This window comes from Steroidobacter gossypii (genome assembly GCF_016801985.1).
GTDB classification, from domain to species: domain Bacteria; phylum Pseudomonadota; class Gammaproteobacteria; order Steroidobacterales; family Steroidobacteraceae; genus Steroidobacter; species Steroidobacter gossypii.
In genome coordinates this window covers 256,346-281,019 of the sequence record NZ_JAEVLS010000004.1, presented here as the reverse complement: position 1 = coordinate 281,019, position 24,674 = coordinate 256,346, and the positions used below count along the sequence as shown (strand labels likewise).

Genomic DNA, 24,674 nt, shown 5'->3' with positions numbered 1-24,674 from the left:
GAGCGCACATGAAAAAATCCGCTGACGTTGCAGTGCTGCGACTCGCGGCGACGTTGGTGCTGGCAACGGCCAGCGTCCCCATCGGCCATCACGCGTCGGCGCAGCGGCTGGGCGAACCCGACACGATCTTCCAGAACGGCAAGATCTATGTCGGCGTGCCGGGTAAGTTCGTCGAGGCCGTCGCGGTGAAGGACGGTCGAGTGCTCGCGACGGGATCAGTCGCCGAGATGCGGGCGCTCGCCGTTCCTGCCACCAGGTACGAGGATCTCGGCGGACAAACGGTGCTGCCGGGTCTCTATGACAATCACGTGCATGTGAATGCGGATCGCGGCTCGCAGCCGAAGGACTCGCTGGATCTGAGCACGGTGACCGGGCTGAAGGACCTGCAGCAGCGCTTGAAGGCGCACGCTGCGACTCTACCCAGCGGCGCCTGGATTGTTGCGACGGTGCCGCACGGCACGGGCGCCGTCGAGCCTTTTCCAGAATCCGCCTTGCCGACGCGCTGGGATCTCGACAGCGTCACCCCGGATCATCCCGTGGCGCTGACGCGAGGCGCGCATATCACATTGGTGAACTCGAAGGCCTTGCAGATCGCCGGCATTTCCAGGCAGACGCCGCAGCCAGGCGGCGGCGTCATCGAACGGAACGACAAGGGCGAGCCCAACGGTGTGCTGCGCGAGTCGTCGGCGCGACGGCTGGTGATGCGACATGTGCCGGAGCCCAAGCTTACGGACGAGGAGGGGATGCACAACCTGCGCAAGCGACTGCGCGATCAGCTGGCGCTGGGTGTGACGAGCTTGAATGTTCCGGGAATGCGTCCTGGCGACGATCTTAGGCTGATGCAGAAGTTATACGAGCAGGAAGGCGAGACGCTGCCGCGCGCCACCATCCAGATCCGATTGAGCCCTGGCTACGACAGCTATGACGATCCATCGAAGGGCGCGGAAAGCAGTATCGCCGAGATCGAATCGTTGTCGTTCCGTACCGGCTTCGGCAACGATCGCATCAAGCTCGGCGCCATCAAGATGAGCGTGGACGGCGGCATGGGCGGCCAGGCGGCGTGGCTGGTGGATGAGTATCGAACGCGGCCCGGCTATCGTGGCGTGGAGCGCATTCCCGAGGACGCGCTGTATCGCGTCGCCAAGCGCGCTCACGATCTCGGCTGGCAGCTCGGCATTCACGCCATCGGCGATCAGGGGATCATCCGCACGGTGCACGTCATGGAGCGCATCGTGAAGGAGAATCCCCGTCCGAACGCGCGGCATTATTTGCATCACATCTCGGTGAAGCCGCCGCAGGAGATCCTGCAAAAGATCAAGGACAATCATTTTCTCGCCGCCATGCAGCCCAATTTTACGCACACCTTGGCGTCGTTCTACGCCATGGCGTTGTCGCCGCAGAAGCTGCCGTACAACAACCCGCTGCGTTCGCTGAAGTCGCTGGGCATTCCGATTTCGTTCGGCACCGACAATCTTCCGGATGGACCGATCGTCGCGCTCTACGCTGCCGTCACGCGTCGTGGCGTCGATGGCAAGGTGTATGGAGCCCAGGAGCGTCTCTCCTTGGAAGAGGCGCTGCACGCGGCGACGGTCGGCACCGCCTATATGACTTTCGACGAGCGGCAGCGCGGCACGCTCGAGCCGGGCAAGCTCGCCGACATGATCGTGCTCGACCAGGACATCTTCAGCATCGACCCGGAACAGATCCGCTCACTGGCAGTGAAGACCAACATCATCGGCGGCCGTGTCGTTTGGCGAGATGATGGATCGGCTCGGCCCCGGCTCACCCACGCTCGGCTCACGTCGGATTGCGTGATGTCCGCCGCCGACGTGCATTGTCACTATTCGGGCGAAGATGGCGATGTTTGGTGATCGGGATTCGCACACTGCGCGGCATTTCGCGCAGTGTGCGAGCCGTACTGTCTACGGCTTCAGCTGGGCGCGGATCTCGCCGGGCTTGTGCTCGGGACTGTGCACGTTGATGTACAGATCGCCAGCCTGGTAGCTGGCGTACTGTTCATCGGTGAGCTTGGCGCCTTCCGGCACCAGCCAGGTGTCGTCCCCGGACTTCACCAGCGTGATGATGGGTGGGCCGTTCTTGCCTTTCGGCGCCACATGGATGTGGGCGGCTATGCCGTTGACGCCCGTGGTCTTGACGCTGCCGCTGACCGATTTGTCACTTTTGACCGTGATATTCCCGGTGCCCGTGGCGGACGTGGTGACCGCCGGGACTTCCTCGGCGCCCGTCAGCTTGACCTCCCCGGCCAACGCCAGATTGGCGCCCATGGTCAATGACAGGGCCAATGATGACAGGGCCAATGTCCTGGTAATCACGGCAGATAAAGCCTTCATCGTGATACTCCTGCGCATGTTTTGAGTCGGATGGTTCGAGAACCGCGCTCACTTTGCCCGAGCGGCGGACGAGGCAGCATAAGTAAATTCACAACGCCGACGCCAGCCAGGATTCCTGGTGTCTGCAGGACACCGAACTCGTCTCGTTATACATCTCCCGACAGGCCAGCCCCCCGAGTATGGTGGATCGCAACAGGGACGCAGGCAACACGCCGCGATTCCTGCGAAAGATGCTTCGGGGGGTCGATGAGAAAAGTCACTGCGCTTTGCAAGGGCGCGTCGTTCGCCGCTCTTGCCGCCGCCGGAATCGCGCCGGCCCATGCCGAGACCCGCGGTTACGTGATCAGCTGGTTCGGCACCGCCACCTACGTCAAAGACTTCAAATCCAGCTGTCCGCAGAACAAGAACGGCGGCGGCGCCGAGTGGATGATCCGGGATCTGATGAGCATCGGCTACTCGAAGGCCGAAGCGACCAAGCTCGCCGAGGGCGGTGAAGTGTCGGGACCGCTGCGGGACAAGCTCAGCATGCGCGCCGTGGTCAACGGCAAGAACGTCAGCATCTACAACTATCCCGACGCGGTGCCCGATCCCGACATTGAAACCGTGTCTGGCAAATTCGCCTACGGTTTCGATCTGGGCGGCAAGAACGAGGCCCACAAGTTCATCGATCCTGAAACGGGCGAGAAGGTCGACAATCAGTTGTGGCGCGCGATCGGCTGCACGGCCTCGTTCCGCGCCGAGCCGCCGGCCATGCCGTTTCCCGAAGAGGTGTCGTGGAACGCCATGGTCGAAACATCGCCCGGCTTCGCCATCATGATCACGGCGGAGGATTTCAGCAAAGACGGCAAAGTTTCGATCACGCTGAATCGCGTGACCCAGCATCTGGAGCGCGACGCTGCGGGCAACATCATGAGCAGCGCCAGCTACGCCCTCGACCCTTCGCCCAAATCTCACAATGTGCTGGAAGGCGAGCTGAAGAACGGGGTGATCACCATCACGCCCAAGGACATCTATCTGCAGGCGGAGATGCCGTTCTATCCGGAGATTGCGCTGCGTAACGCGCACATGCGCATGAAGTTGAAGCCCGACGGTCAACTGGAGGGCTACTGGGGCGGCTATTTCAGCCGCGAACGTTTCTCTTACATGATCACCTCGCGTCCCGGTCACGGCGGCGATTCCATCGGCATCTATCACGCGGTGAAGAAGATGGCCGACGCCAGCCCCGATCCGCAGACCGGGCAGAACGAGGAGATCTCCTCGACCTGGCGCATCGAAGCCGTGCCGGCTTATCTGAGCACGCTCGACGGCAAGATCGTGGCCAACGCCGTGCTGCCGGCCCACCCACCGGCGCAGGTCGCCAGCGCGGATTCTACGAAATGAACAAACTCATGAAGCCGACATTCTCGACGGCAGCCGCGGCAGCCTCGGTGTTGAGCGGTTGGTTGCTAGCGCAGGATGTATCAGCCGCAGCTTCGGCGCCTGCGTCCGCCAACGCTCCTTTGTCCTGGCGGCTGGGCCCGGGCCAGTATCGCCAGACCATTGTCGAAGTGTTTGGGCCCTCCATCTCCATCACGGGTCGTTTCGATCCCGAGTATCGGCAGGATGGGTTGCTCACCATCGGCGCGCGTACCGCGAGCATCTCTGCCTCGGGCGTCGAGCGCTACGACGAGCTTGCTGAAAACATCGCCGCGCAAGTGGTCGACGAGCGCAACCGCGATACTCTGATCCCCTGCAAGCCTGCCTCGGCGACAGCGAGCGACGAAGCCTGCGCGCGTCAGTTCCTGAGCGCCGCCGGTCGCTTGCTCTATCGTCGTGCGCTGACGGAGGAGGAGATTGCAGCGTCCGTGAAGCTGGCCGGCATCGTCAGCCAGGCGAAGCACGACTTCTACGCCGGGCTCGCCGGCGCACTCGGCAACATGCTGTTGTCGCCGAACTTCCTCTATGTCTACAAAACTTTCGAGCCCGACCCGGAGCAGAACGGCAAGTTGCGCCTGGATGGCTATTCCAAGGCGTCGGTGCTGAGTTTCTTCCTGTGGAATGCGCCGCCCGACGATGCACTGCTCAGCGCCGCGGAGAACGGCGAGATCCATACCAAGAAAGGTTTGAGGCGCCAGGTCGATCGGATGCTGGCGTCGCCCAGTCTGGAGAACGGGGTACGCGCGTTCTTCTCCGACATGCTCGGCTTCAGCGAATTCGAAACGTTGGCCAAGGATCCGATGTTCTTCCCGCGCTTCACGCCTCGAGTGATCGATCAGGCGCAGGAGCAGACGCTGCGGACCATCGTCGACCTGCTAGTGGTGCGCCAGGGCGATTATCGGGATCTGTTCACCACGCCCGACACGTTCCTGACTCGCTCGCTGGCGGCGCTCTACGGAATTCCCATCGTCGACACCACCGACAACGGGCAACCCGAGCGCTGGATTCCTTACAGCTTTCCTGCCGACGATCCGCGCGCCGGCATTCTTTCGCATGCAAGCTTCGTAGCGCTGCATTCGCCTTCCGGCCGCTCCTCGCCGACGGATCGCGGCAAGGCGTTGCGAGAATATCTGCTCTGTCAGGCAGTGCCTTCGCCGCCGGCCGATGTGAGTTTTGCAGTGGTCCAGGACACCAACCATCCGGTGTACAGGACGGCACGTGAGCGGCTGGGCGCGCATGCGACCGATGCGGCGTGTTCGGGATGTCACAAGATCACCGATCCCATCGGCCTGGCGCTGGAAAACTTCGATAGCGCGGGCGGCTTTCGCACGACCGAGAACGGCGCCCAGATCGATACCAGCGGTGAATTGAACGGCACCAAGTTCGACGGACCGGTCGGCCTCGCCAAGGCACTGCGCTCGGATCCCGCGTTGACCGCTTGCGTAGCGACGCGAGCCGTCGCGTATGCATCGGGGCGGACGCCTCGCCGCGGCGATGCGGAGCTGAAGCGCATTCAGGCCGAGTTCGCCGACAACAGATACAACTTCGTCGAGCTGCTGCGCGAAGTGGCGCTCAGCGATGCGCTGTTCAGCGTACCGCCCCAGGCCACTCAACTCGTCACGGCACGGTAACAGGAGAAGACGCAATGAAATCCGGTCGCCAGATCACTCGTCGCCGACTCCTTCGCGGAATGCTGGCTGGTAGCGCAGTCACGGTAGGGCTGCCGCTGCTGGACTGTGTGCTGAACACCAACGGTACCGCGTTCGCCTCCACGGGCGCGCCGCTGCCGGCACGCTTCGCGACTTGGTATTGGCCGCTCGGGCTCGGTGAGGACGATTGGACGCCCAAAGCCACCGGCGTGAACTACACCTTGCCGCCGCAAATGGCGCCCTTGAAACCGCTGCAGAAGAAGATGAACTTCTTCACCGGGGGCCAGGTGTTTCTGGACGGCCAGTCCAACAACGTGCACTTCACCGGCCTGCAAGGTCTGATGACCGGCAAGGTCGCCAACTCGCGCGAATATCTCGGCAGCATCGATGCGTTGATCAGCGAAGTGATCGGTAAAGGGTCGCGCTTCCGCTCGATCGAAGTCGCGTGCGCCGGCAGCCCGCGAGACTGCTGGAGCGCACGGCCCGACAGTGGCGTGCAACCGGCGGAAATTTCGCCTGTCGCGCTGTACAGCCGCGTGTTCGGTGCGGAATTCAAGGATCCGAACGCAGCGGAGTTCACACCGGATCCGGAGGTCATGCTGAAGAAGAGCGTGCTCTCGGGCATCACCGAGGAGCGGCAGGCGTTGATGAAGCGGCTGGGCCCGGCCGATCGCGAGAAGCTCGACAACTATTTCACCTCCTTGCGGGAACTCGAGCAGAAGCTCGAGGTGCAGCTGAAGAAGCCCGAGCCGCTGCCGTCCTGTTCCATCCCGAAGCCGCTGCCCATGGACAAGGAGCCCGCCGTCACGCTGTCGATGGACGCCGTGGAGCGCGCCGATCTGTTTGCCGGATTGCTTGCGCATGCGCTCGCTTGCGGTCAAACGAATGTGGTGAATCTGGCGATCTCACGTCCGCAATCGGGTTTGCGAAAGGACGGCGACGCCACGGCGCATCACACCCACACGCACGAGGAACAGATCGATCCGAAGCTGGGCTACCAGCCGGTGTGCCGCTGGTTCACCGATAATTATATGAACGCACTGGCGCGCTTCGTCAGCCGGCTGGACGGCATCAAGGAGGGTGATCGCACCTTGCTCGACAGCATGGTGGTGTTCGCATTCACGGATCACGGCGCACCGCGCCTGCACTCGGTTCGCAACTATCCCATCATCACTTTCGGCAATGGCGGCGGGCGAATCAAAACCGGCATGCACATCGGGCGCCCGGGCGATCAGGTGACGCGAGTCGGCCTGACCATCCAGCAGGCGATGGGCGTGCAGACCAGCAGCTGGGGCGTCGGATCGAATCGAGTCACCAGCCCGATCTCGGAGGTGTTGGCGTGAATGTGAAGCCCGCGTTGCTGGTCGGAGCAGGCGTGGTCATCGCTGCTGCTGGCGCATATTTCCTGATGTCGCGCGACGTGCTCGACAGCCGCTCGGTGGAGGCGTGGTCGCCGCCGCCCTCGGTGCCGATCGGCGTGACCATCGTCGATGTGGTGAGCTCGAGCGGCCAGTTCCTTTGGCAACGGCTCGGCGACGCTACGGGCAACGCGCTTTACACGTACAACGCAGACCGGACGCCCGGCACGACAGCTTGCACCGGCGAATGCGCAGCGAAGTTTCCACCCTTCACAGCAGAGGCGAACGCCGTGGCTTCGGGCGATTGGTCGATCATGGCGCGGGAAGACGGCAGCAAACAATGGGTGTATCAGGGCAAGCCCCTGCACACCTTTGCCGGAGAAGATCCGCCGGACACCAAATCCGATGGCTCGCCGCTCGGCGGCAGTCGCGCGCGCGATCCGGCGTTGTTCGATCCGGGCAGCCCGCTTTACTCACCCGATCCGGACTGGAAGCGCGCTGCGTTCGCGCCCGATCAAACGATGGCGATCCCCGCCGGTATCAGACTCCGCAGCCATTCCGTCGCCAACGGCTACGTGTTCGTCACTTCCAACACAGGCATGGTCATCTATGCGATGAGCAGGCCACCCAAAGGGGAGCAAGCCGCATCCTGGGCGCCGCTCGACGCGCCGGGGCTGGCCATTCCGATGGGAGATTTCTCCCTCGTCACGCGTCGCGCGGACGGGCGGCGGCAATGGGCCTACAAGGGATATTTGCTCTACACCTATCGCGGCGATTACTCGCCCACCGACTTGAATGGCTTGAACGCGGCCGAGGACGTGCATGCCGCGCTGGCCTACGCGAACTTCATGCCGCCCTCGGTGGATATTCGATTTGTCACGGCACGCGGCCCGGTCATGATGACTGACAAGGGCCTCACCTTGTACACGCAGCTTGGTTATCGATTGCAGTACGGCGGCCGCTTGAGCCGGGATGGTTACAGCTACCCATACGCAGATGCGAAACATGTGGGGACCCGAGGTTGCATCGATGCGTGTCTGGAGCAGTGGCGACCGCTGGTGGCCGACGCGAACGCTCAGCCTTCGGGGTTCTGGGAGATAGAAACACGGGCTGACAACGGCGTGCGGCAGTGGGCCTACAAGGGCGCGCCGCTCTACACCTTCGTCGGCGACAAGAAGGTCGGCGATCTCGAAGGGAACAACCAGTATGTGGTGGTCTATGGCGACGTGGCAGGCAAGGTCGATCTATCGCTCACCACCGGAGGCGACTCCGAAGGGTCGGATCGCGCCGGCTCGAGTTTCTTCTGGCGCTCCGCGGCGCTAGTCAACTAACCGTATCGCACAGGCATCGAATAACTCCGGCGCTGCAAAGCGCCGGGTCCGGGTCGCTGCGCGCCGAAATTCGCGAAACGGCGATCCGAAACAGAGCAGGGGGACATCATGAGCATCGAGGCATCGTATAAGTTGAGGTTCGCCATCGCCGTTGCGTTGAGCGCCCACTGCGGCGGCAACGTGTTTGCACAGGAGGCGAGTGCGGAGATGGTCGCGCAAGCCACGCCGGCGACGGCTGCGGCAGCCGACGTGATGTTGCCGACCAAGGCGGAAGAGGTCGTCGTCACCGGCTCACGCATCGTGCGCGTCGATGGCTACGAGGCGCCGACTCCTTTGTCCGTCGTGGACGAAGCGCTGCTCGCTCAAACCGCCGACGTCAGCGTCACTCAAACACTCAACACCATGCCCGCGTTCGGCGGCAGTCTCACCGTCGCCTCGGGCGCGAGAACTCCCAGCTCCAATACGGCCGGCATCTCCGGCGTGGCCTTGCGAAATCTGGGCGGCAATCGGACGCTGGTGTTGCTGGACGGACAGCGCTCGGTGCCGGCGACCGCGACCGGCATCGTCGATACAAACAATTTCCCGCAGCAGCTGATCTCACGTGTCGAGACAGTGACCGGCGGCGCCTCGGCGGTTTATGGATCGGACGCCGTCGCGGGCGTGGTGAACTTCGTTCTGGATCGCAAGTACACCGGCTTCAAGGGGGAAGCGTCGGCGGCCTCGACCAATTATGACGACGGTCGCAACTGGAAAGTCGAGCTCGCGGCCGGTTTCCCGTTCGCCCAAGGCCGTGGCCACGTGTTGTTGAGCGGTGAAATGGTCGACGACGACGGCGTGCACGGCACAGGCAAGCGTGGCTGGGCGGCCAGCACCCGCAACTACTACGTCAATCCCAACTACAACGGCACCAACGGCGAACCGGAGTTCCTGCTTGCCGACAACGTGTGGCTGGGGCAAGCGACTCACGGCGGCATCATCACCTCCGGGCCACTGCGAGGCACGGCCTTCGGGCCGGGCGGCGTGCCCTACCAATTCAACTATGGCGTCGGCGTGCCTCGCGACAACTTCATGTCGGGTGGCGATTATCTCAGCACGCCCACGCACAACTCGTACAGCCTGGCGCCCACCGAGGAACGGCGGAACATTTTCACCCGCGTCTCTTACGACATCACCGATAACCTCAATGTCTTCGCGCAGGCTTCACGCGGCGTGTCGGAGACTCTCGGCATTGCGTTCCCGCACTATCAAGTCGGCGCGGGGCCGACAGTGAGATCGGGCAATCCATTCATTCCCGCATCCGTGCAGGACGCGATGACGGCGCAAGGGATCGCCAGCTTCCGCATCGGCACGATGAACGCCGACATGGGCGACATTCCCGTCGGCACCACACGCGCCGCGAATCGCTTCGTGGTGGGCGCCGAAGGCAAGCTCGACATGCTCAGCACGCGCTGGTCGTGGAACTTCTATGCTCAGTTGGGTGAAACGTCCAGCTCATACAATACATACAACGTAGAGAACAACGCCCGATACGCGCTCGCGCTGGACGCAGTTCGCGATCCCAACACCGGCCAGACCGTGTGCCGATCCACGCTGACCGATCCAACCAACGGCTGCGTGCCCTGGAATCCGATGGGCATCGGTGTGAACAGCGACGAAGCCCGAGCCTACCTGCTCGGCACTGCGCACGCGGATCAAACCACCAAGCAGACGGTGTATTCCGCCTCCATCACCGGAGAGCCGTTCTCGAACTGGGCAGGGCCGGTGTCGGTGGCGTTGAGCGCCGAGCATCGCAAGGAAGAGGCGACTGTTACTTCCGATCCTGTGTCGCAGGTCGGCGGCTGGCGCTCGGGCAACTTGATTCCTTTGGATGCGGGCTATCACGTGTCCGAGGCTGCCATCGAAACGCTCGTGCCGCTCGCGGCCGATCTGCCGTTGGTCGACAGCCTCGACCTGTCGGCAGCGTTCCGCGCCACCGACTACGAAATCTCTGGCAGCGTCGAGACCTGGAAGGTGGGTCTGACGTACTCGCCGGTTCCGGATGTGAGATTCCGCGGCACCGTCTCTCGCGACATTCGCGCGCCGAACATCAACGAGTTGTTCCAGGAGCTGAACATCGGTTTGACCTCGACGTTCGACCCTGAGACCAACACGGTTCCGACGCACGGCCGAACTCAACGCGGCAATCTCGGGCTCACGCCGGAAAAGGCGGACAGCATGACGGTCGGCGTGGTGTTTCAGCCCTCGTTCGCGCCGGGCTTGAGCTTCTCGGTGGACTATTGGGACATCAAGGTGAAGGACGCCATCTCCTTGATCGGTGGCAGCCAGATCATCAATCTCTGTTACAACGGCCGGCCCGACCTGTGTCCCAAGATCACGCGCGTGAATGGCGTGATCACCACGGTGGAGCAGGGCAACTACAACCTTGCCAGGCAGGACGTGAGCGGCATCGACGTTGCCGCGAGCTACAGCACTCCGCTGTCTTCTTGGGTCTCGAACTGGAAGGGCGATCTGAGCTTCCGGGTCGCCGGCACGCACTACGAGAAGAACATCACCGACGACGGGCTGTCGCTGCCCGATGACATCGTAGGCACGACGGCTCAGCCCGCGACAGTCGTCAACGCGACGCTTGGATACGAGCTCGATCGGTTCCAGGCTTCGCTCACCGCGCGCGGCTTCAGCAGCACGGTGCTCGACAACGATTACATCGTCTGCCAGAGCGACTGTCCGACCTCGACGACGTTCGAACGCACCATGGACCGGATGCACATCGACGGCGCGGTCTACTACGACGCCTCGCTGTCGTACACCTTCAATCGATTCGGTCCCGGCGAGGGCCGCGTGTTCCTGAACGTCCGCAACCTGCTCGGCACCGATCCGGAGTTGATTCCGGCCATCGGCACCACCGGGCTGCCCTACATCTATATGAGAACGGGCGGTCGTTTCGACGTGCTGGGCCGCGTGTTCCGCGCCGGCCTGAGCTTCAAGTTCTAGGCGGTCCCCATGAGCATGCAGCGCTGGCGGTGGAGTTTGTTGATGGTGGTGTTCACGGCGTCCTCGCCCGAATTGGTGAGCGGCTCGCCGAGCGAGGAGGCGCCGGCAGGTGAAGCAGCCTTCGCGCGAGTCTGCGCGGCGTGTCATGGCGCGAACGGCGAGGGGGACCAGGCGCCGCCCATTGTGCCGCTCGTCTACATGGAAGATCAGGTCGCCGTGGTGGTGCGTGGCGGTCAGGGCGAGATGCCGCCCATTCCCAAAGCGGCGCTGAGCGATGCAGAGCTCACTGCGATCGTGGCTTATCTCAGCAAGAGAACCAACGAATGAGAAAGCGCAACTCCTGTTCGATGCTTGCAATGGCGGGGCTCACCTTCGCATCGCTCGCCGGTGGCGACAGCCTGCCTCACGACCCGGTCGGCAAGGTGGGGGAATGGCGGTTCTACGGCGGCACGCTCGGTGCGCAGAAATACGCCCCGCTCGACCAGATCAACGCGAGCAACGTGCATCGGCTCAAAGTCGTCTGGCGTCAATCCGCTTCGCCGCCGGAAGTGCTGGGCAGTGAAGACAAGCCACTGGTGGGCAGCAATTACGAGCACACACCGCTGATGGTGGATGGCTTGCTCTACATGCGCAGCGACGCAGGCCCGCTCATGGCATTGCATCCGGAAACCGGCAAAGTTGTGTGGACCGATAAAAAGTCCAGCGCCGGGGGCGGTAAGAGCCGCGGCGTCGCGTATTGGACCGATGGCAGGGATGCACGCGTGTTCGCACTCGATGGCGCCGATCTGGTGGCGGTGAACGCCAAGACCGGCGAGCGGTATCAGGGCTTCGGTAACGGCGGGCGCGTCGATCTGAATGTCTATGCCGACAGCCGCCCCAATTCGCCGGTGGAGAACTACTCGTGGACTTCGTTTCCCGTGGTGGTGAGAGATGTGGTGGTCATTGCCGGTGTGCCGCGGGTTGCAGAAAAGAAAGTACCGGAAGGCATTCAACCGGCGCTCGATCCTCCCGGTGACATTCGTGGCTACGACGTTCGCACTGGCAAGCTGTTGTGGACCTTCCACGTCGTGCCGCGCGCCGGAGAGTTCGGTTATGACACTTGGGCGAACAAATCCGCCGACGTGAACGGCCTGACGGGCGCGTGGACCTGGCTCACCGGCGACGACGAGCTCGGCTACGTCTATATCCCGACCGAAGCGCCTTCCAATGATTTCTATGGCGCCAGGCGCCCGGGCGACAACCTGTATGGAAACTCCGTGCTGTGCCTGGACGTGCGCACCGGCAAGCGCGTGTGGCATTTCCAGACCATTCATCACGATCTGTGGGACTTCGATCTGCCGGCGCCGCCGGTGCTCATGGACATCACCGTTGACGGCAAGCGCATCAAGGCGCTGGCGCAGCTGTCCAAGCAGGCTTACGTGTATGTGCTCGATCGCGTCACGGGCAAGCCGGTGTGGCCCATCGAAGAGCGCCCTGTGCCGAAAGGCGATGTGCCTGGCGAGTACTACTCGCCGACGCAGCCGATTCCCACCAAGCCCGGGCCCATCGAGCTGCAACAGCTGACCGAGAACGATCTGATCGATTTCACGCCGGAACTGCGCGCTCAGGCGCTCGAGATCTTCCGCAAGTATGACTCGGTGCCGCTGTTCACCCCGGCGCGCGTCGGTCGCGAAATGATCATGCTTCCCGGCACCACCGGTGCCGCCAATTGGAACGGTGCGGGCTTCGATCCGGAAACCGGCATGTTGTATGTGCCAGTGATTCGTAACGCGGTGCGCACCATGCTCGAAGCGAAAACGAAGGGGCCGTATCCCTTCGATCGCAAGAACGAGCCGCTGCTGACCACCAACGTCGAGATTCCCTATGCGGATGTGAATCCCAATCGGCCGGTCGCGGCGGGTGGCCCCACGCGTCTGCCCATCACCAAACCGCCTTACGGCAGCATCGTCGCCATCGATATGAACAAGGGCGAAATCCTGTGGCGAGTCGCCAATGGCGACGGGCCGCGCAATCATCCGCTGTTGAAACATCTGAACCTGCCGCCGTTGGGCACGCAGAATCGGGCCTCGCCGCTGGTCACCAAATCGTTGCTGTTCATCGGTGAAGGCAAGAACGGGCCCAACGGTCCGAGCCGGATCCCGGCGTGGGGCGGCGGCAAGATGTTCCGCGCCCTCGACAAAGCCACCGGCAAGACATTGTGGGAAACGCAGCTGCCGGGCGGCACCTCGGGCGCTCCCATCACCTACATGTCAGGCGGCAAGCAATACATCGTGGTCGCGCTCGGCTGGACCGACATGCCAGCCGAGTATGTCGCGCTGGCGCTGCCGTAATCGCATGTATCACCAACAGCCCAGCTTCACCAACAGAACAGTGGGGAGAAATCATGAAACATCGAAGCTCAAGCAACGCTCGCTGGGCTCGCACCTTGCGAGCCGCCGCGGTTGCCAGCCTCATGAGCATGGTGACGCCAGCGGTCCTCGCGCAGGACGTGCCGCCACAGATCAAGAAACAACTCATCGAACAGGGTTGGGGATATGGCGGCGGCGCGCGAAGCATGTACGACGAACTGCACGCCAAGGCGCCCAAAGGCGGTGTCAAAGTCACCAAGGATCTCGCGTATGGCAAGCATGAGCGGCAGAAGCTCGACGTGTACGAGGTTCCGGGCAAGAGCAATCTGCCCGTCATGGTGTTCTTCCATGGCGGCGGTTACACCGGCGGCGCACGCGACAACACGCCCTATGTGCACGCAAACGTTCTGACGTACTTCGCACGCCACGGCTTTTTGGGCGTGAATGCCGACTTCCGGTTGGCGCCGGAGTTCACGTGGCCTTCGGGCGGGCAGGACGTGGCCGCTGTGGTGAAGTGGCTGAAGGAGAATGCGAGCAAGCACGGCGGCGATCCCGAGAAGATCTATCTGTTCGGTACTTCGGCGGGCGCCTCGCACGTCGCTCAGTACACCTTCGATCGGCGTTTCCAACCGAACAGCGGGCCGGGCATCGCCGGCGCCATTCTGCAAAGCGGCCGCTACGTGCTGCATTCGGATCCGGACGATCCGAGTCTGCAAGGCGGCGTGCAGGCGTACTTCGGCAAGGATCCGGCGACTTATCCATCGCGCTCCGTGGTCAATCACGTCAACGGCAGCACGGTGCCGATCATGCTGCTGATGACGGAGTTCGAGCAGTTGAATCTCGCCGCCACCACCGGCGAGCTGTTCGTCGCGCTGTGTAAGCGCGATGCCGGCCGCTGCCCGCGCTTCGTGCAGCTGAAGTATCACAACCACGGCACCGAGTATCACCACTTCAACACGGGCGACGATTATCTCGGTCGCGAGATCCTGGAGTGGATCGAGTCGGGCTTCGGCCAGACGCGCAAGTTCGTGCCCGAGCCTCATTCGCAATCGTAACGGCGCCGTCACGGCGGGTGGGGAATATCGTGAAGGACACCGCAGTCGTCGAAGGTTTCTCCGCGCCGCGCAGCGTGAGTCAGCCGTTCTACAAGATTCTGTATGTGCAGGTCTTGTTGGCGATCGCCATCGGCATCACGCTCGGTGTCCTGCATCCGCAGTGGGGCGAGGCGATGAAGCCGCTGGGCGACGGCTTCATCAAGCTCATCAAGATGATCATCCCCGTGGTGATCTTTTGCACCGTCGTCTCGGGCATCTCCGGCATGCACGATGCAAAGAAGGTCGGGCGAGTCGGCGGCAAGGCCATCCTGTATTTCGAGATCGTTTCCACTCTGGCGCTGATGATCGGCCTGGTGGTCGCCAACGTGTTGCGGCCCGGGGCCGGGTTCAACGCAGATCCCGCCGCGCTCGACAGCAATGCCATCAGCGGCTACACCAGCCAGGCCGAGCACCAGAGCATGGTCGACTTCGTGCTCCACATCATCCCGGACACGCTGATCAGTGCGTTCGTAGGCGGCGACGTACTGCAGGTGTTGTTGATCGCAGTGCTGTTCGGCTTGTCGCTGTCGGCGATGGGTCCGCGAGGCGAGGGCGTGCGCGCCGGCATCGATAGCGTCGCGCAAGTGATATTCAAGCTGATCCATTTCATCATGAAGGCCGCGCCCATCGGTGCATTTGGCGCGATGGCCTTCACCATCGGCCGCTATGGCCTCTCGGCGCTGTTGCCGTTGCTGAAGCTGGTCGCCGCGTTCTATCTCACCGCCCTGCTGTTCGTGGTGGTGGTGCTCGGAATGATTGCCCGATGGGTGGGCGTCAACATCTTCCGCTACATCTCGTATATCAAGGAAGAACTGTTGATCGTGCTCGGCACCAGCTCCTCCGAGAGCGTATTGCCGTCGTTGATGCAGAAGCTGGAGCGCATGGGCTGTTCCAAGCCGGTGGTCGGCCTGGTGGTGCCCGCCGGCTATTCGTTCAACCTGGACGGCACCAACATCTACATGACCATGGCGGCGCTGTTCGTGGCGCAAGCCACCAACACGGATCTCACACTGGCGCAGCAGCTGACGTTGCTCGGGGTGGCCATGATCACTTCCAAGGGCGCCGCCGGCGTCACTGGATCCGGGTTCGTCACGCTCGCCGCGACGATTGCCGTCGTGCCCACCATTCCCATCGAAGGCATGGCGCTGATCCTGGGCATCGATCGGTTCATGAGCGAGTGTCGCGCGCTCACCAATTTCATCGGCAACGGGGTCGCGACGATTTTCGTGGCTCGGTGGGAGAACGAGCTGGATCGAGCCAAGATGGACGCGGCGCTGGGCAGGCGTGGGGATGAATGAAGCATGAGCTCATTGGCAAAGTGGCTGGCCTCGGGGGTGCTGTCGGTGTCGGTGTTACCGGCGCTGGCGTCCAGTCCGCTCATCGAGCGAGGCGAATATCTGGCGCGCGCTGGCAACTGCGGTTCGTGCCACACGGCGCCTGACGGCGAGGCGATGGCGGGCGGCGTCGCTTTCGAAACTCCGTTCGGCAAGATCTATTCGACCAACATCACACCGGACGAGCAGACCGGCATCGGCAGCTGGACCGAGGCGCAATTCGCGCAGGCGCTGCGCAAAGGCGTGCGACCCGACGGCACGCATCTATACCCGGTGTTCCCATACACGGCCTACACCAAGGTGACCGATCAAGATGCGGCGGCCTTGTTCGCCTATTTGAAGAGCGTGCCGGCGGTGAGCGCGTCGCCGCCGGAGAACGAGATGTCCTTTCCCTTCAACCAGCGCTGGCTGATGGGGCTGTGGAAAGCGTTGTTCTTCGAAGAGGGACCGTATCAGCCGCTCGCCGATAAGACGCCGGAATGGAATCGCGGCGCCTATCTCGTGGAGGGACTCGGGCATTGCTCGGCGTGTCATTCGCCCAGGAATCTCCTGGGTGCGGAACGATCGGATGCAGCGATGACGGGAGGCACTTACCTCGATCGCGTGCCCACCGGCGAGATCCGCCCCTGGTCGGCGCCCAATCTCACTTCCGCTGCCACTGGCCTGCAAGCGTGGTCGCTCGAGGATATCGCCGCTTATCTGAAGCATGGCAAGAACGCTCACGTGTCCGTCTCCGGCCCGATGAACGAAGTGATCATGAACAGCACTCGTTACCTGAGCGATGCCGACGTTCACGCCATGGCCGTGTATCTGAAGAGTGTGCCGGCGAACGAAGGCGATACGACGGCGCCTGCGTCTGAGGATGTGATGTCGGCAGGTGCGTTGGTGTACGACGTTCACTGCGGCACGTGTCACCTGCCGACCGGCGAGGGATCCGAGGACACGGGCACGGCGCTCGCGAAGTACAGCCCGATCGTGCAGGCGAACGATCCGGCTTCGCTCATCAACATCATCCTTTATGGACCGCCGCTGCCCGAGCCGCCCTTGCCGGCCAAGTGGAAAAAGATGGAGCCGTTCGCGGACCTGTTGACCGACGAGGAGGTCGCCCAACTCGCGAGCTTCATTCGCGCCTCATGGAACAACAAGGCAGGCGCGGTCACCGCCGAGCAAGTGGCGAAGCAACGGTAATAGAACATGATGCAAACTTTGTCGATTGTAGATCACGCATGCAGCCGCCCGGCGCGCTCGACCGCGACCCGGCGTGTGAACCAGACCTTGCAGGAGCTGATGGGGCAATTCGCATTCAGCCGGCTCGAGCTGGGCAAGGCGCGCGTCGGCCGCGTGACCCACCGGCTCTTCTGGCATCACGGTCGCGCCTGCCGCTTCATCATCGATTTCGATGCCAGCGCCGTGACGATGCCGGCCCTGGTGCCCGCGACGCCTCAGCTCTTGCGTGAGCTGCAAGCCACGGCGCGATCGACAGGCATGAGTGCGCCCGCGTTGGATCCAAGCAAAGGCGAGCTGCGCGTGTTTACCTGCCGCGGCTCGCTGACCTTGTCGGTCACCGTCCTGAACAACGCCTTCGACCATTGCACCGAGTATCTGATCAATCTAGCCGACTTCGCTCTGCGCTGGAACGACGCCACTCGACTGGAGAACTGCTCATGAAATCGACATTGCGTTCGGCCGTCTGGATCGCCCTGCTGACAGGTCTTGCGGGCTGCGGCGGCTCATCGGGCGACGGGCCGGCGATGGCGGCGGCGACCGTCAAAGGCGATGCGGCTCGTGGCGAGCAGCTGTACCAGCAATGCGCCGCGTGCCATTCCTTGCAACAGAACGGCGCCGGGCCGATGCATTGTCAACTCTTCGGCCGCCCGGCGGGCACGGTGCCGGACTTCGAATACTCTCAAGCCATGCGCGATTCGGGGCTGGTGTGGGACGCACAGACCCTGGACGAGTTCCTGACGTCGCCAATCACGTACGTCTCCGGCACCAAGATGGGCTTTGCCGGCTTCAGCGACGCGGGCGATCGGGCCGATGTGATCGCGTATCTGCACCAGGCCAACAACGATCCCGCGACTTGCCCGGCCAGTTAGCCGGCGGACTGCTTTTAGATGAGGCGCGACACAAGAAAGTTTGGTACATATCGGGACAGCACGATGCGATGACCGCGCCCGTCACGGCCGACCGGGCGCCACGCAGTCAATAGAATCAGTCGACGCGGCGCTACGGATCTCGACACCTAGATCGAGCCGGAGCGCTGGACTCAGTTGGCTCAATCGTTGTGCATCAGGGGGGCCGGGAAACGACCATGCGAATGACAGTGGCCTGCGCTGCTGCGTGCCTCGTTGTCGAGGTGGCGGAGCCCGCTTCCACGTTCGAGCGCCATGCCATCGCGATCCCACGCCAGTCGCTCGACCTGGCCTTGAGCGAGCTGGCGACCCAGACCGGGCTGCAGATCGCCCGCTTCAGCGACAGCACGGACGGCGACATCGAGGTGGGGCCCGTGCAAGGGACGTTGACAGCGTCACAAGCCCTGGAGGAGCTGCTCCGAGGTCAGAAGCTGAAATATGTCGTGATCAACGAGCGCACCATCGCCATTGTGCGTTGGAATGAGTCGAAGTCGATCACTCCCCAACCCATCAGCAGCAGCCCGGCCGCGGCGCCAGTCCCTGCACGCGCGGTAGATCTGCCACTCGCCGCGACGACAGCGGTGGTCGAGCCGACTACGTTGACCGAAGTGATGGTGACCGGCTCGCGCATCATTCGCGACGGTTACGATCAACCGACGCCTGTCACTGTGGTCGATGCCGATACATTCAGTCGTAGCGCGAGCGCGGCGCTCGCCGATGTTCTCTATACCACCCCTCAGTTCTCGGGAGGGCAGACGCTGCGCGCTGGCGCCGATGTGCCAAGCTCGAACCAGGCTGGCATCGCCGGCGTGGCGCTACGAAACCTGGGCGGAAATCGCACGTTGGTGTTGCTCGATGGCCAGCGGGCGGTACCCGCGGTGTCGACCGGCGTGGTCGATACCAACAACTTCCCTCAGCAGTTGATCGCACGTGTCGAGACGGTGACTGGCGGCGCATCGGCGGTGTATGGATCCGATGCCGTTGCGGGCGTGGTCAACTTCGTGCTCGATCGAAAATTCACTGGCTTCAAGGGCGAGTTGTCCGGCGGCGGCACCACCTATGGCGATGCGCGCCATTGGAAAGCGGCCTTCGCTCGAGGCATGCCTTTCGACGGCGGTCGCGGTCATCTGCTGCTGAGTGCGGAGATGGTCGACGATGAGGGCGTCGTCAATGGCAATGGCTCGCGCCGCTGGGCTCGCACCGCGCGCAACTATTACGTCAATCCCAACTATGACGGCGTCAACGGCGAGCCCGAGTTCCTGCTCGGGAACGATGTGTTTCTATCGCAGGCCACTCACGGGGGCATCATCACTTCCGGACCGTTGCGAGGTATTGCCTTCGGCGCGGGCGGCACACCTTATCAGTTCAACTACGGTGTCGGCGTGCCGCGGGACAATTTCATGTCGGGCGGCGACTATCGGTCAACGCTGACCTATGACGCTTACAGCCTCGCTCCCGCGCAGAAGCGTGAGAACATTTTCATGCGGGTGGCGTACGACATCAATGACAGTTTGAACACTTTCGTGCAGCTGTCACGCGGTGTGTCCGAGACTTACGCCGTCGCCTTCCCGCATTACCAGGTTGGCGCCGGTCCGCTCGTTCTTTCGGGCAATCCATTCATTCCTGCGTCGGTGCAGGCGCGGATGACGGAGCTCGGGCTCGATTCGATCCGCATCGGCACCATGAACTACGACATGCCGTTCGTATCGGTGGACACCATGCGCTCGGCGAATCGCTACGTGCTGGGCGCCGAGGGCAAGCTGGAGGCGCTGGATACACAATGGAGCTGGAACGCCTACGCTCAGCTGGGCGAGACATCGAGCAGCTACGACACGCGCAACGTCGAGAATACGTTCAAGTACGCGCTGGCGCTCGATGCCGTGCGCGATCCTGTGACGGGCGACATCGTATGCCGCTCGACGCTGACCGACCCAGCGAACGGCTGTGTGCCTTGGAATCCCATGGGCGTCGGCGTGAACAGCGCTGCCGCGAGGGAATATCTGCTGGGTACGGCGCACGCCGATCAAACCACGCGGCAAATCGTTTACGCCGCCTCGATCACCGGCAAGCCGTTCTCGAACTGGGCTGGCCCGGTGTCTCTGGCCTTCAGCGGCGAGTATCGCAAGGAAGAAGCGACCGTGGATTCGGACGAAACCGCTCAGCGCGGCCAATGGCGCTCGGGAAATCTGCAACCGCTGGACGCGGGCTATCACGTGGCGGAAGCGGCGATCGAAACGCTGGTGCCGCTGGCCGCCAGAATGCCGATGATCGACAACTGGGATCTGTCGGCGGCCTTTCGCGCCACCGATTACGAGATCACGGGTAGCGTGAAGACCTGGAAAGTGGGCATGACGTATGCGCCGGTGGCGGGTGTCAGATTTCGGGGCACGCTCTCACGTGACATTCGCGCGCCGAACATCAACGAGCTGTTTCAGGAACTGAACATCGGTTTGACCGCGACCTACGATCCGGAGACGAACACGACGCCCACCCACGGCCGCACACAACGCGGCAATTTGAGCTTGAAGCCGGAGAAGGCAGACAGCTGGACCGTTGGCGTGGTGGTGCAGCCGCCGGCTGTCCCGGGGCTGTCGCTGTCGGTCGATTATTGGGACATCGTGGTCAAGGACGCGGTGACGCTCATCAGCGGCAGCCAAACCATCAATCTTTGTTACGGCGGTCGCCCGGATCTTTGTTCCAAGATCACCCGCGTGAATGGCGTGATTACCACGGTGGAGCAGGGCAACTACAACCTGGCGCGGCAGACGGCCCGCGGCATCGATGTCGACGCCACTTTCAACCTGCCGCTGTCAGAGCTGGCAGCCGATTGGCGGGGCGACCTGATCTTCCGTTTCACGGGCACTCGTTACCTGGAGAATGTGACGGACGATGGCATCGCGCCGCCCGATGACAGTGTCGGCATCGTCAATGGTGTGCCTGGCACGGTGCTCACGGCGAGCGCTGCGTACGAGCTGGATCATTTGCAAGCTTCGCTGAGCGCCCGCTCGTTCAGTGGCGTGGTGGCGGATAACGATTACATCGAGTGTCGACGTGACTGTCCTGAATCCACGGTTCATCAACGCACGTTCGATCAGCTGGGCATCGATGGAGCGACTTACCTGGACGCCTCGGTGTCCTATCGATTGAACAATGTTTTCGGTAGCCGCGGCGACGCGCAGCTGTTTTTCAATGTAAGAAATCTGCTCGATCGGGATCCCGAGCTCACGCCGCAGATTGGCACATCGGGCCTGGGCTACCTGTATTCGCGCTCACAGAACGGGCGTTGGGACAAGCTCGGCCGACTGTTGCGCGCCGGCGTGACTTTCAAGTTCTAGTTTCGGCCAGTCTCGCCAGAAGACATGCCCGGCAAAGTTTCGGCTTCTGCCGGGCGTCTGGAAACGATCTATACAGCCATAGCCGCCGGCGCGCGCGCGCCACGCACGACTCGCGTCGGCATGCCGAAGTGGCTGATCATGGCGGCGTCCTTCAACCACAGCCGGAAGCGGACAATCGCCGGTGTCTGCCATTGATCGGTGCGCGCCAGGAACATGTAACTTCCCAATGCGACTTCCTGATCGCAAGCCGCGGGCAGCCGCACCAGCCGGCCGGCGTTCAAGTCATCACCGAGCAGAAAGGGATTGGCCAGCGCCACTCCCTGGCCGCGTCGCGCGGCCTGCAGGGTCATGTGAGCGTGCCAGAGACGTGGACCGGACAGCGACACATCGTTCGTCGCGACGCCCTGCTCGGCGAACCAGGAACGCCACTGGCTTTCATTTTCTTCGTGCAGCAGTGGCGCATCGAGCAGGTTCGACGGCGAGTTCACATACGACAACCGTGCGGCGCATTCCGGGCTCGCCACCGCGTACACCGGCGGTCGGGCGATCTCGAAGCTACGCACGCCGCTCGCCGTCGCGCGCGAATGGAGCTGATCGTTGTGGACGTAGCGAATATCGACGTTGGCTTCGTAGCGGGAGAAATCCGGGCCTTGATCGGTCGGGTGCAGTTCGATCTTCACTCCGGGATTGGCGCTCTGGAATGCGCTCAGACGCGGAATCAGCCACTCGAACGCGAAACCCGGCACGCAGCAGATGCTCAGGCTCGACTCGTCGTTGCGCAGCAGGAGCTCGTTGCTGGCGTCGTTGAGCTCGGCGAGAGCGGTGGAGATGCGCGCGTGGTATCGGGCGCCTTCCTCGGTCAGCACGGTCTTGCCGTCGACCCGCTGCAGCAGACGAACGCCGGCCCATTCTTCCAGCGTGCGCACGTGACGACTGACGACGGCGTGATCCAGGTTCAGGGCCTGAGCGGCGCGCCTCACCCCACAAAGCCGGCCGACGGCTTCAAAGGCGCGCATGGTCGCGAACGGCGGCAGCGATTTTGGATTATCGGAAGATCGCGTCATTACTTCGTCTCCAACTGATCGTTTCAAACAGACCGCGAGTGCCGTACTCCTTTGGCAACGGTGTTCATGGACCCGGAGCGATGACGAGGTTGCGCGCGTTGTCGCGGGTCACCTGCACATGCGCCACGGTTTGCATGAAGGCCAGGAAAGAATTCGGGTCGGAGGCGTTGAACGAGCCGCTGATCCGCCGCTGCGCCAGCTCGGCGTCGTCGACGCGCATCTGTACCCTGTTATAGCGATTGAACTGTTCGAGAACGCTCGGCAGCGGCGCGTCTTCGAACACCAGGCGGCCGCTGGCCCACGCAAGCTCGCGCTGACTATCGACCTTGCGCACGCTTGCCGAAGCGGCGGCGCCGCCCACGGTCAACTGTTGATCGGCGATCAGCATCGCCGCGAGCTCGGGTTCCGCATTTCTGGTGCCGGGCGGGGGCGATACCGACACCGCGACCTTGCCTTCGGCGACCGTGACGATCACGTCTTGCATTCGGGTTTCGACGGCGAAGGATGTGCCCACCGCGCGAGCCACTGTGCCGTTGGCGTCGACGAGAAACGGCCGTTCCGCATCCTTGGCCACTCGAAACAGCGCACGGCCATGTTCGAGTACGACGAGGCGCCGCGAGCTGTCGCGCATCTTCACTCGCATCCTGGTCTCAGGATCCACTTGCACGACGCTGCCATCGGCGAGCGCCACCTCGCGACGTTCGCCACGCTCGGTTTCGATGATTTGTCCGCTCAGGCTGTACCACACGGTGACTGCAAGGACGATCAATGCGGAGGCGGCCATGCCAGCCAGGAAGGAGCCGCGCCGCAGCCCTTGCTTTGTTTCCTGCCGCGCCGGAGTGGGCGCGGTTTTCAAAGTGGGGGAGAACTCGATGACTCGATCGAGCGCATCGTCTTGCTCCGAGCCTTCGGTGCTGATCTGCGCCCAGCGCTTGAAGTGCGCCAGACCGTCGTGCACTTCCACGACCTGGAGCATCTCGGAGACGTGCAGCGGCGAATCGCGCAGCCAGCCGACGAATGCCACGCGGCGCTCGAGCGCCATTTCGCCCGTTTGCATCTCCGTCCACCACTCGGCCGCCTCCCTGCCGGCGCGCTCCCGTCGTTCATTCTCGTCCATAACTCATTGCTCTCAGGTATTCGGGATTCAGCTCGCTGCGGAGCTTCTGATAACTCTTGATGACGCTGCGTTTCACTGCCCGGGGCGTGGTGCCGAGCCGTTCGGCGATTTCCGCGTAGGCCAGGCCCTCGTAGAACTGCAGCTTGAGCACCTCGCGCTGTCGGGGCGGCAGGGTGTTGATCGCCCGCTCCATTTCTTCTTCGGCTTTGGCGCGGGCCGCGGCGTCTTCAGGGAGATCGCCGCCGTGCAGCTCGGCGAGCCACTTGGAGTCGTGCGGCCGTCGCGCCCGGGCTGCAATCGACCATTCCGCCGCGACGTTCGCGGCCATCTTGAACAGATAAGCCTGCGGATGCTGGACCAGCTCGGCCTGGTTGTAGCGAAGCAGCCGTAAGAACACCTCCTGCGAGATGTCGTCGACATCGGCTCGCGATCTCGCGTTCCGCCGGATCAGGAACTTGCGCAACGGCGATCGCCACTGGTTGAACCAGTCGATCAGGCGTCGGTTTGCATGAGAGTCGCGCATAGGACTCGAGATTGTTGCGAGCGGCGGTTAAGACTGGGTTGGCGAATTTTTCGGTCCCCCTGCAGCGCGCTGTGCAGCGTATGTATTTGCCGAAGCCGCCGCCGCCGGCAACGGCACACCTATCCCGGCGTCTACGATCCGAGGAGGCGCCTGGTGTACTTCGGCATGACGGTGGAGTTCTGACCCGTCAGCCGGTGTCCAGCGATTCGATCAGCGCGTCGATGTCTTCACGCGACGCGCTTTCGCAAACGAATCGATGCAGTAGCGCGAGCGCCATCGATTCGCTTTGCTCGGTGTGGACCAGGTTGATCTTGAGATAGTCGATGGGCGCAGTGTCTTGCCAGCCTTCGCCCCAGGTGGCGGTCCAAGCGGTCAGTCGCTGGATCGCCTCCGAAGGTTTGCACATCACGATCACGATGCCGCGCTTACGCGTGTGTTGTATCGCCCCGTAGACGTTGCATGATTCATCCGCGATGACGCGGACACCGGAGGTGCCCCAATCCTCCCAACCGTTGGCGAAAGGATCGCAGGGCAGAGCCGCGAAACGCTCTCGCCAGTAGCGCTCCGCGGCCTGATAGGTCCCCAGGTCGGTCAGGAACTCGGCGAATTTTTCCGTCATGACCTGGCTCCA

General features: G+C 62.9%; 19 protein-coding genes. 14 read left to right on the top strand and 5 right to left on the bottom strand.

All coding sequences use genetic code 11. The features are described 5' to 3' along the window. Positions 1 to 8 precede the first annotated feature (8 nt). On the top strand, positions 9 to 1,871 hold the full coding sequence (locus JM946_RS18355) for an amidohydrolase (RefSeq protein WP_203168808.1): 1,863 nt from the start codon (positions 9 to 11) through the stop codon (positions 1,869 to 1,871). 51 nt (positions 1,872 to 1,922) lie between these two features. Here JM946_RS18355 and JM946_RS18350 read toward each other — a convergent pair whose 3' ends face one another. Continuing rightward, complete coding sequence (locus JM946_RS18350) at positions 1,923 to 2,351, bottom strand: CHRD domain-containing protein (RefSeq protein WP_203168807.1); 429 nt, start codon at positions 2,349 to 2,351, stop codon at positions 1,923 to 1,925. Positions 2,352 to 2,597: 246 nt separating this feature from the next. Between JM946_RS18350 and JM946_RS18345 the strand changes: the two genes are divergently transcribed. From JM946_RS18345 to JM946_RS18285, 13 genes are all read left to right on the top strand, one after another. Then, positions 2,598 to 3,731: a hypothetical protein gene (locus tag JM946_RS18345; protein ID WP_203168806.1), complete on the top strand. Its 1,134-nt coding sequence runs from the start codon at positions 2,598 to 2,600 to the stop codon at positions 3,729 to 3,731. Then, positions 3,728 to 5,398, top strand: a complete 1,671-nt coding sequence (locus tag JM946_RS18340) for a DUF1592 domain-containing protein (RefSeq protein ID WP_203168805.1) — start codon at positions 3,728 to 3,730, stop codon at positions 5,396 to 5,398. Before JM946_RS18345 ends, JM946_RS18340 begins: the two co-directional genes overlap by 4 nt. 14 nt (positions 5,399 to 5,412) lie before the next feature. After that, the gene (locus JM946_RS18335; protein ID WP_203168804.1) at positions 5,413 to 6,759 is read left to right on the top strand and encodes a DUF1552 domain-containing protein; all 1,347 of its coding nucleotides are present in this window, start codon (positions 5,413 to 5,415) and stop codon (positions 6,757 to 6,759) included. Beyond that, a complete protein-coding gene (locus JM946_RS18330; protein WP_203168803.1) occupies positions 6,756 to 8,105 on the top strand; it encodes a hypothetical protein in 1,350 nt (449 codons plus the stop codon). The genes JM946_RS18335 and JM946_RS18330 overlap by 4 nt, the downstream gene beginning before the upstream one ends. 108 nt (positions 8,106 to 8,213) lie before the next feature. Continuing rightward, on the top strand, positions 8,214 to 11,096 hold the full coding sequence (locus JM946_RS18325) for a TonB-dependent receptor plug domain-containing protein (protein WP_203168802.1): 2,883 nt from the start codon (positions 8,214 to 8,216) through the stop codon (positions 11,094 to 11,096). Positions 11,097 to 11,105: 9 nt separating this feature from the next. Then, the gene (locus tag JM946_RS18320) at positions 11,106 to 11,423 is read left to right on the top strand and encodes a c-type cytochrome (RefSeq protein ID WP_203168801.1); all 318 of its coding nucleotides are present in this window, start codon (positions 11,106 to 11,108) and stop codon (positions 11,421 to 11,423) included. Continuing rightward, positions 11,420 to 13,426, top strand: coding sequence for an outer membrane protein assembly factor BamB family protein (locus JM946_RS18315; RefSeq protein WP_203168800.1), 2,007 nt, complete (start codon positions 11,420 to 11,422; stop codon positions 13,424 to 13,426). The genes JM946_RS18320 and JM946_RS18315 overlap by 4 nt, the downstream gene beginning before the upstream one ends. Positions 13,427 to 13,479: 53 nt before the next feature. Then, positions 13,480 to 14,499, top strand: coding sequence for an alpha/beta hydrolase (locus JM946_RS30525; protein WP_203168799.1), 1,020 nt, complete (start codon positions 13,480 to 13,482; stop codon positions 14,497 to 14,499). A 74-nt stretch (positions 14,500 to 14,573) separates the two neighbouring features. After that, positions 14,574 to 15,836 carry a dicarboxylate/amino acid:cation symporter gene (locus JM946_RS18305; protein WP_203169232.1) on the top strand — a complete coding sequence of 421 codons (1,263 nt, stop codon included), beginning with the start codon at positions 14,574 to 14,576 and terminating at the stop codon, positions 15,834 to 15,836. A 3-nt stretch (positions 15,837 to 15,839) separates the two neighbouring features. After that, positions 15,840 to 17,060, top strand: coding sequence for a c-type cytochrome (locus tag JM946_RS18300; protein WP_203168798.1), 1,221 nt, complete (start codon positions 15,840 to 15,842; stop codon positions 17,058 to 17,060). Positions 17,061 to 17,069: 9 nt separating this feature from the next. Beyond that, on the top strand, positions 17,070 to 17,540 hold the full coding sequence (locus JM946_RS18295) for a hypothetical protein (RefSeq protein WP_218042971.1): 471 nt from the start codon (positions 17,070 to 17,072) through the stop codon (positions 17,538 to 17,540). An 83-nt stretch (positions 17,541 to 17,623) separates the two neighbouring features. Then, positions 17,624 to 17,968: a c-type cytochrome gene (locus tag JM946_RS18290; protein WP_407700580.1), complete on the top strand. Its 345-nt coding sequence runs from the start codon at positions 17,624 to 17,626 to the stop codon at positions 17,966 to 17,968. A gap of 215 nt (positions 17,969 to 18,183) precedes the next feature. Beyond that, positions 18,184 to 21,339: a TonB-dependent receptor gene (locus JM946_RS18285; protein ID WP_203168795.1), complete on the top strand. Its 3,156-nt coding sequence runs from the start codon at positions 18,184 to 18,186 to the stop codon at positions 21,337 to 21,339. Between the two features lie 68 nt (positions 21,340 to 21,407). Here the strand turns inward: JM946_RS18285 and JM946_RS18280 are convergent, their stop codons facing one another. From JM946_RS18280 to JM946_RS18265, 4 genes are all read right to left on the bottom strand, one after another. Beyond that, positions 21,408 to 22,403, bottom strand: coding sequence for a LysR substrate-binding domain-containing protein (locus JM946_RS18280; RefSeq protein ID WP_203168794.1), 996 nt, complete (start codon positions 22,401 to 22,403; stop codon positions 21,408 to 21,410). Positions 22,404 to 22,467: 64 nt separating this feature from the next. Next, complete coding sequence (locus JM946_RS18275; protein WP_203168793.1) at positions 22,468 to 23,520, bottom strand: FecR family protein; 1,053 nt, start codon at positions 23,518 to 23,520, stop codon at positions 22,468 to 22,470. Next, positions 23,507 to 24,043 carry an RNA polymerase sigma factor gene (locus tag JM946_RS18270; protein WP_203168792.1) on the bottom strand — a complete coding sequence of 179 codons (537 nt, stop codon included), beginning with the start codon at positions 24,041 to 24,043 and terminating at the stop codon, positions 23,507 to 23,509. Before JM946_RS18270 ends, JM946_RS18275 begins: the two co-directional genes overlap by 14 nt. A gap of 187 nt (positions 24,044 to 24,230) precedes the next feature. Continuing rightward, positions 24,231 to 24,662 carry a hypothetical protein gene (locus JM946_RS18265; RefSeq protein WP_203168791.1) on the bottom strand — a complete coding sequence of 144 codons (432 nt, stop codon included), beginning with the start codon at positions 24,660 to 24,662 and terminating at the stop codon, positions 24,231 to 24,233. Positions 24,663 to 24,674: the final 12 nt, after the last annotated feature.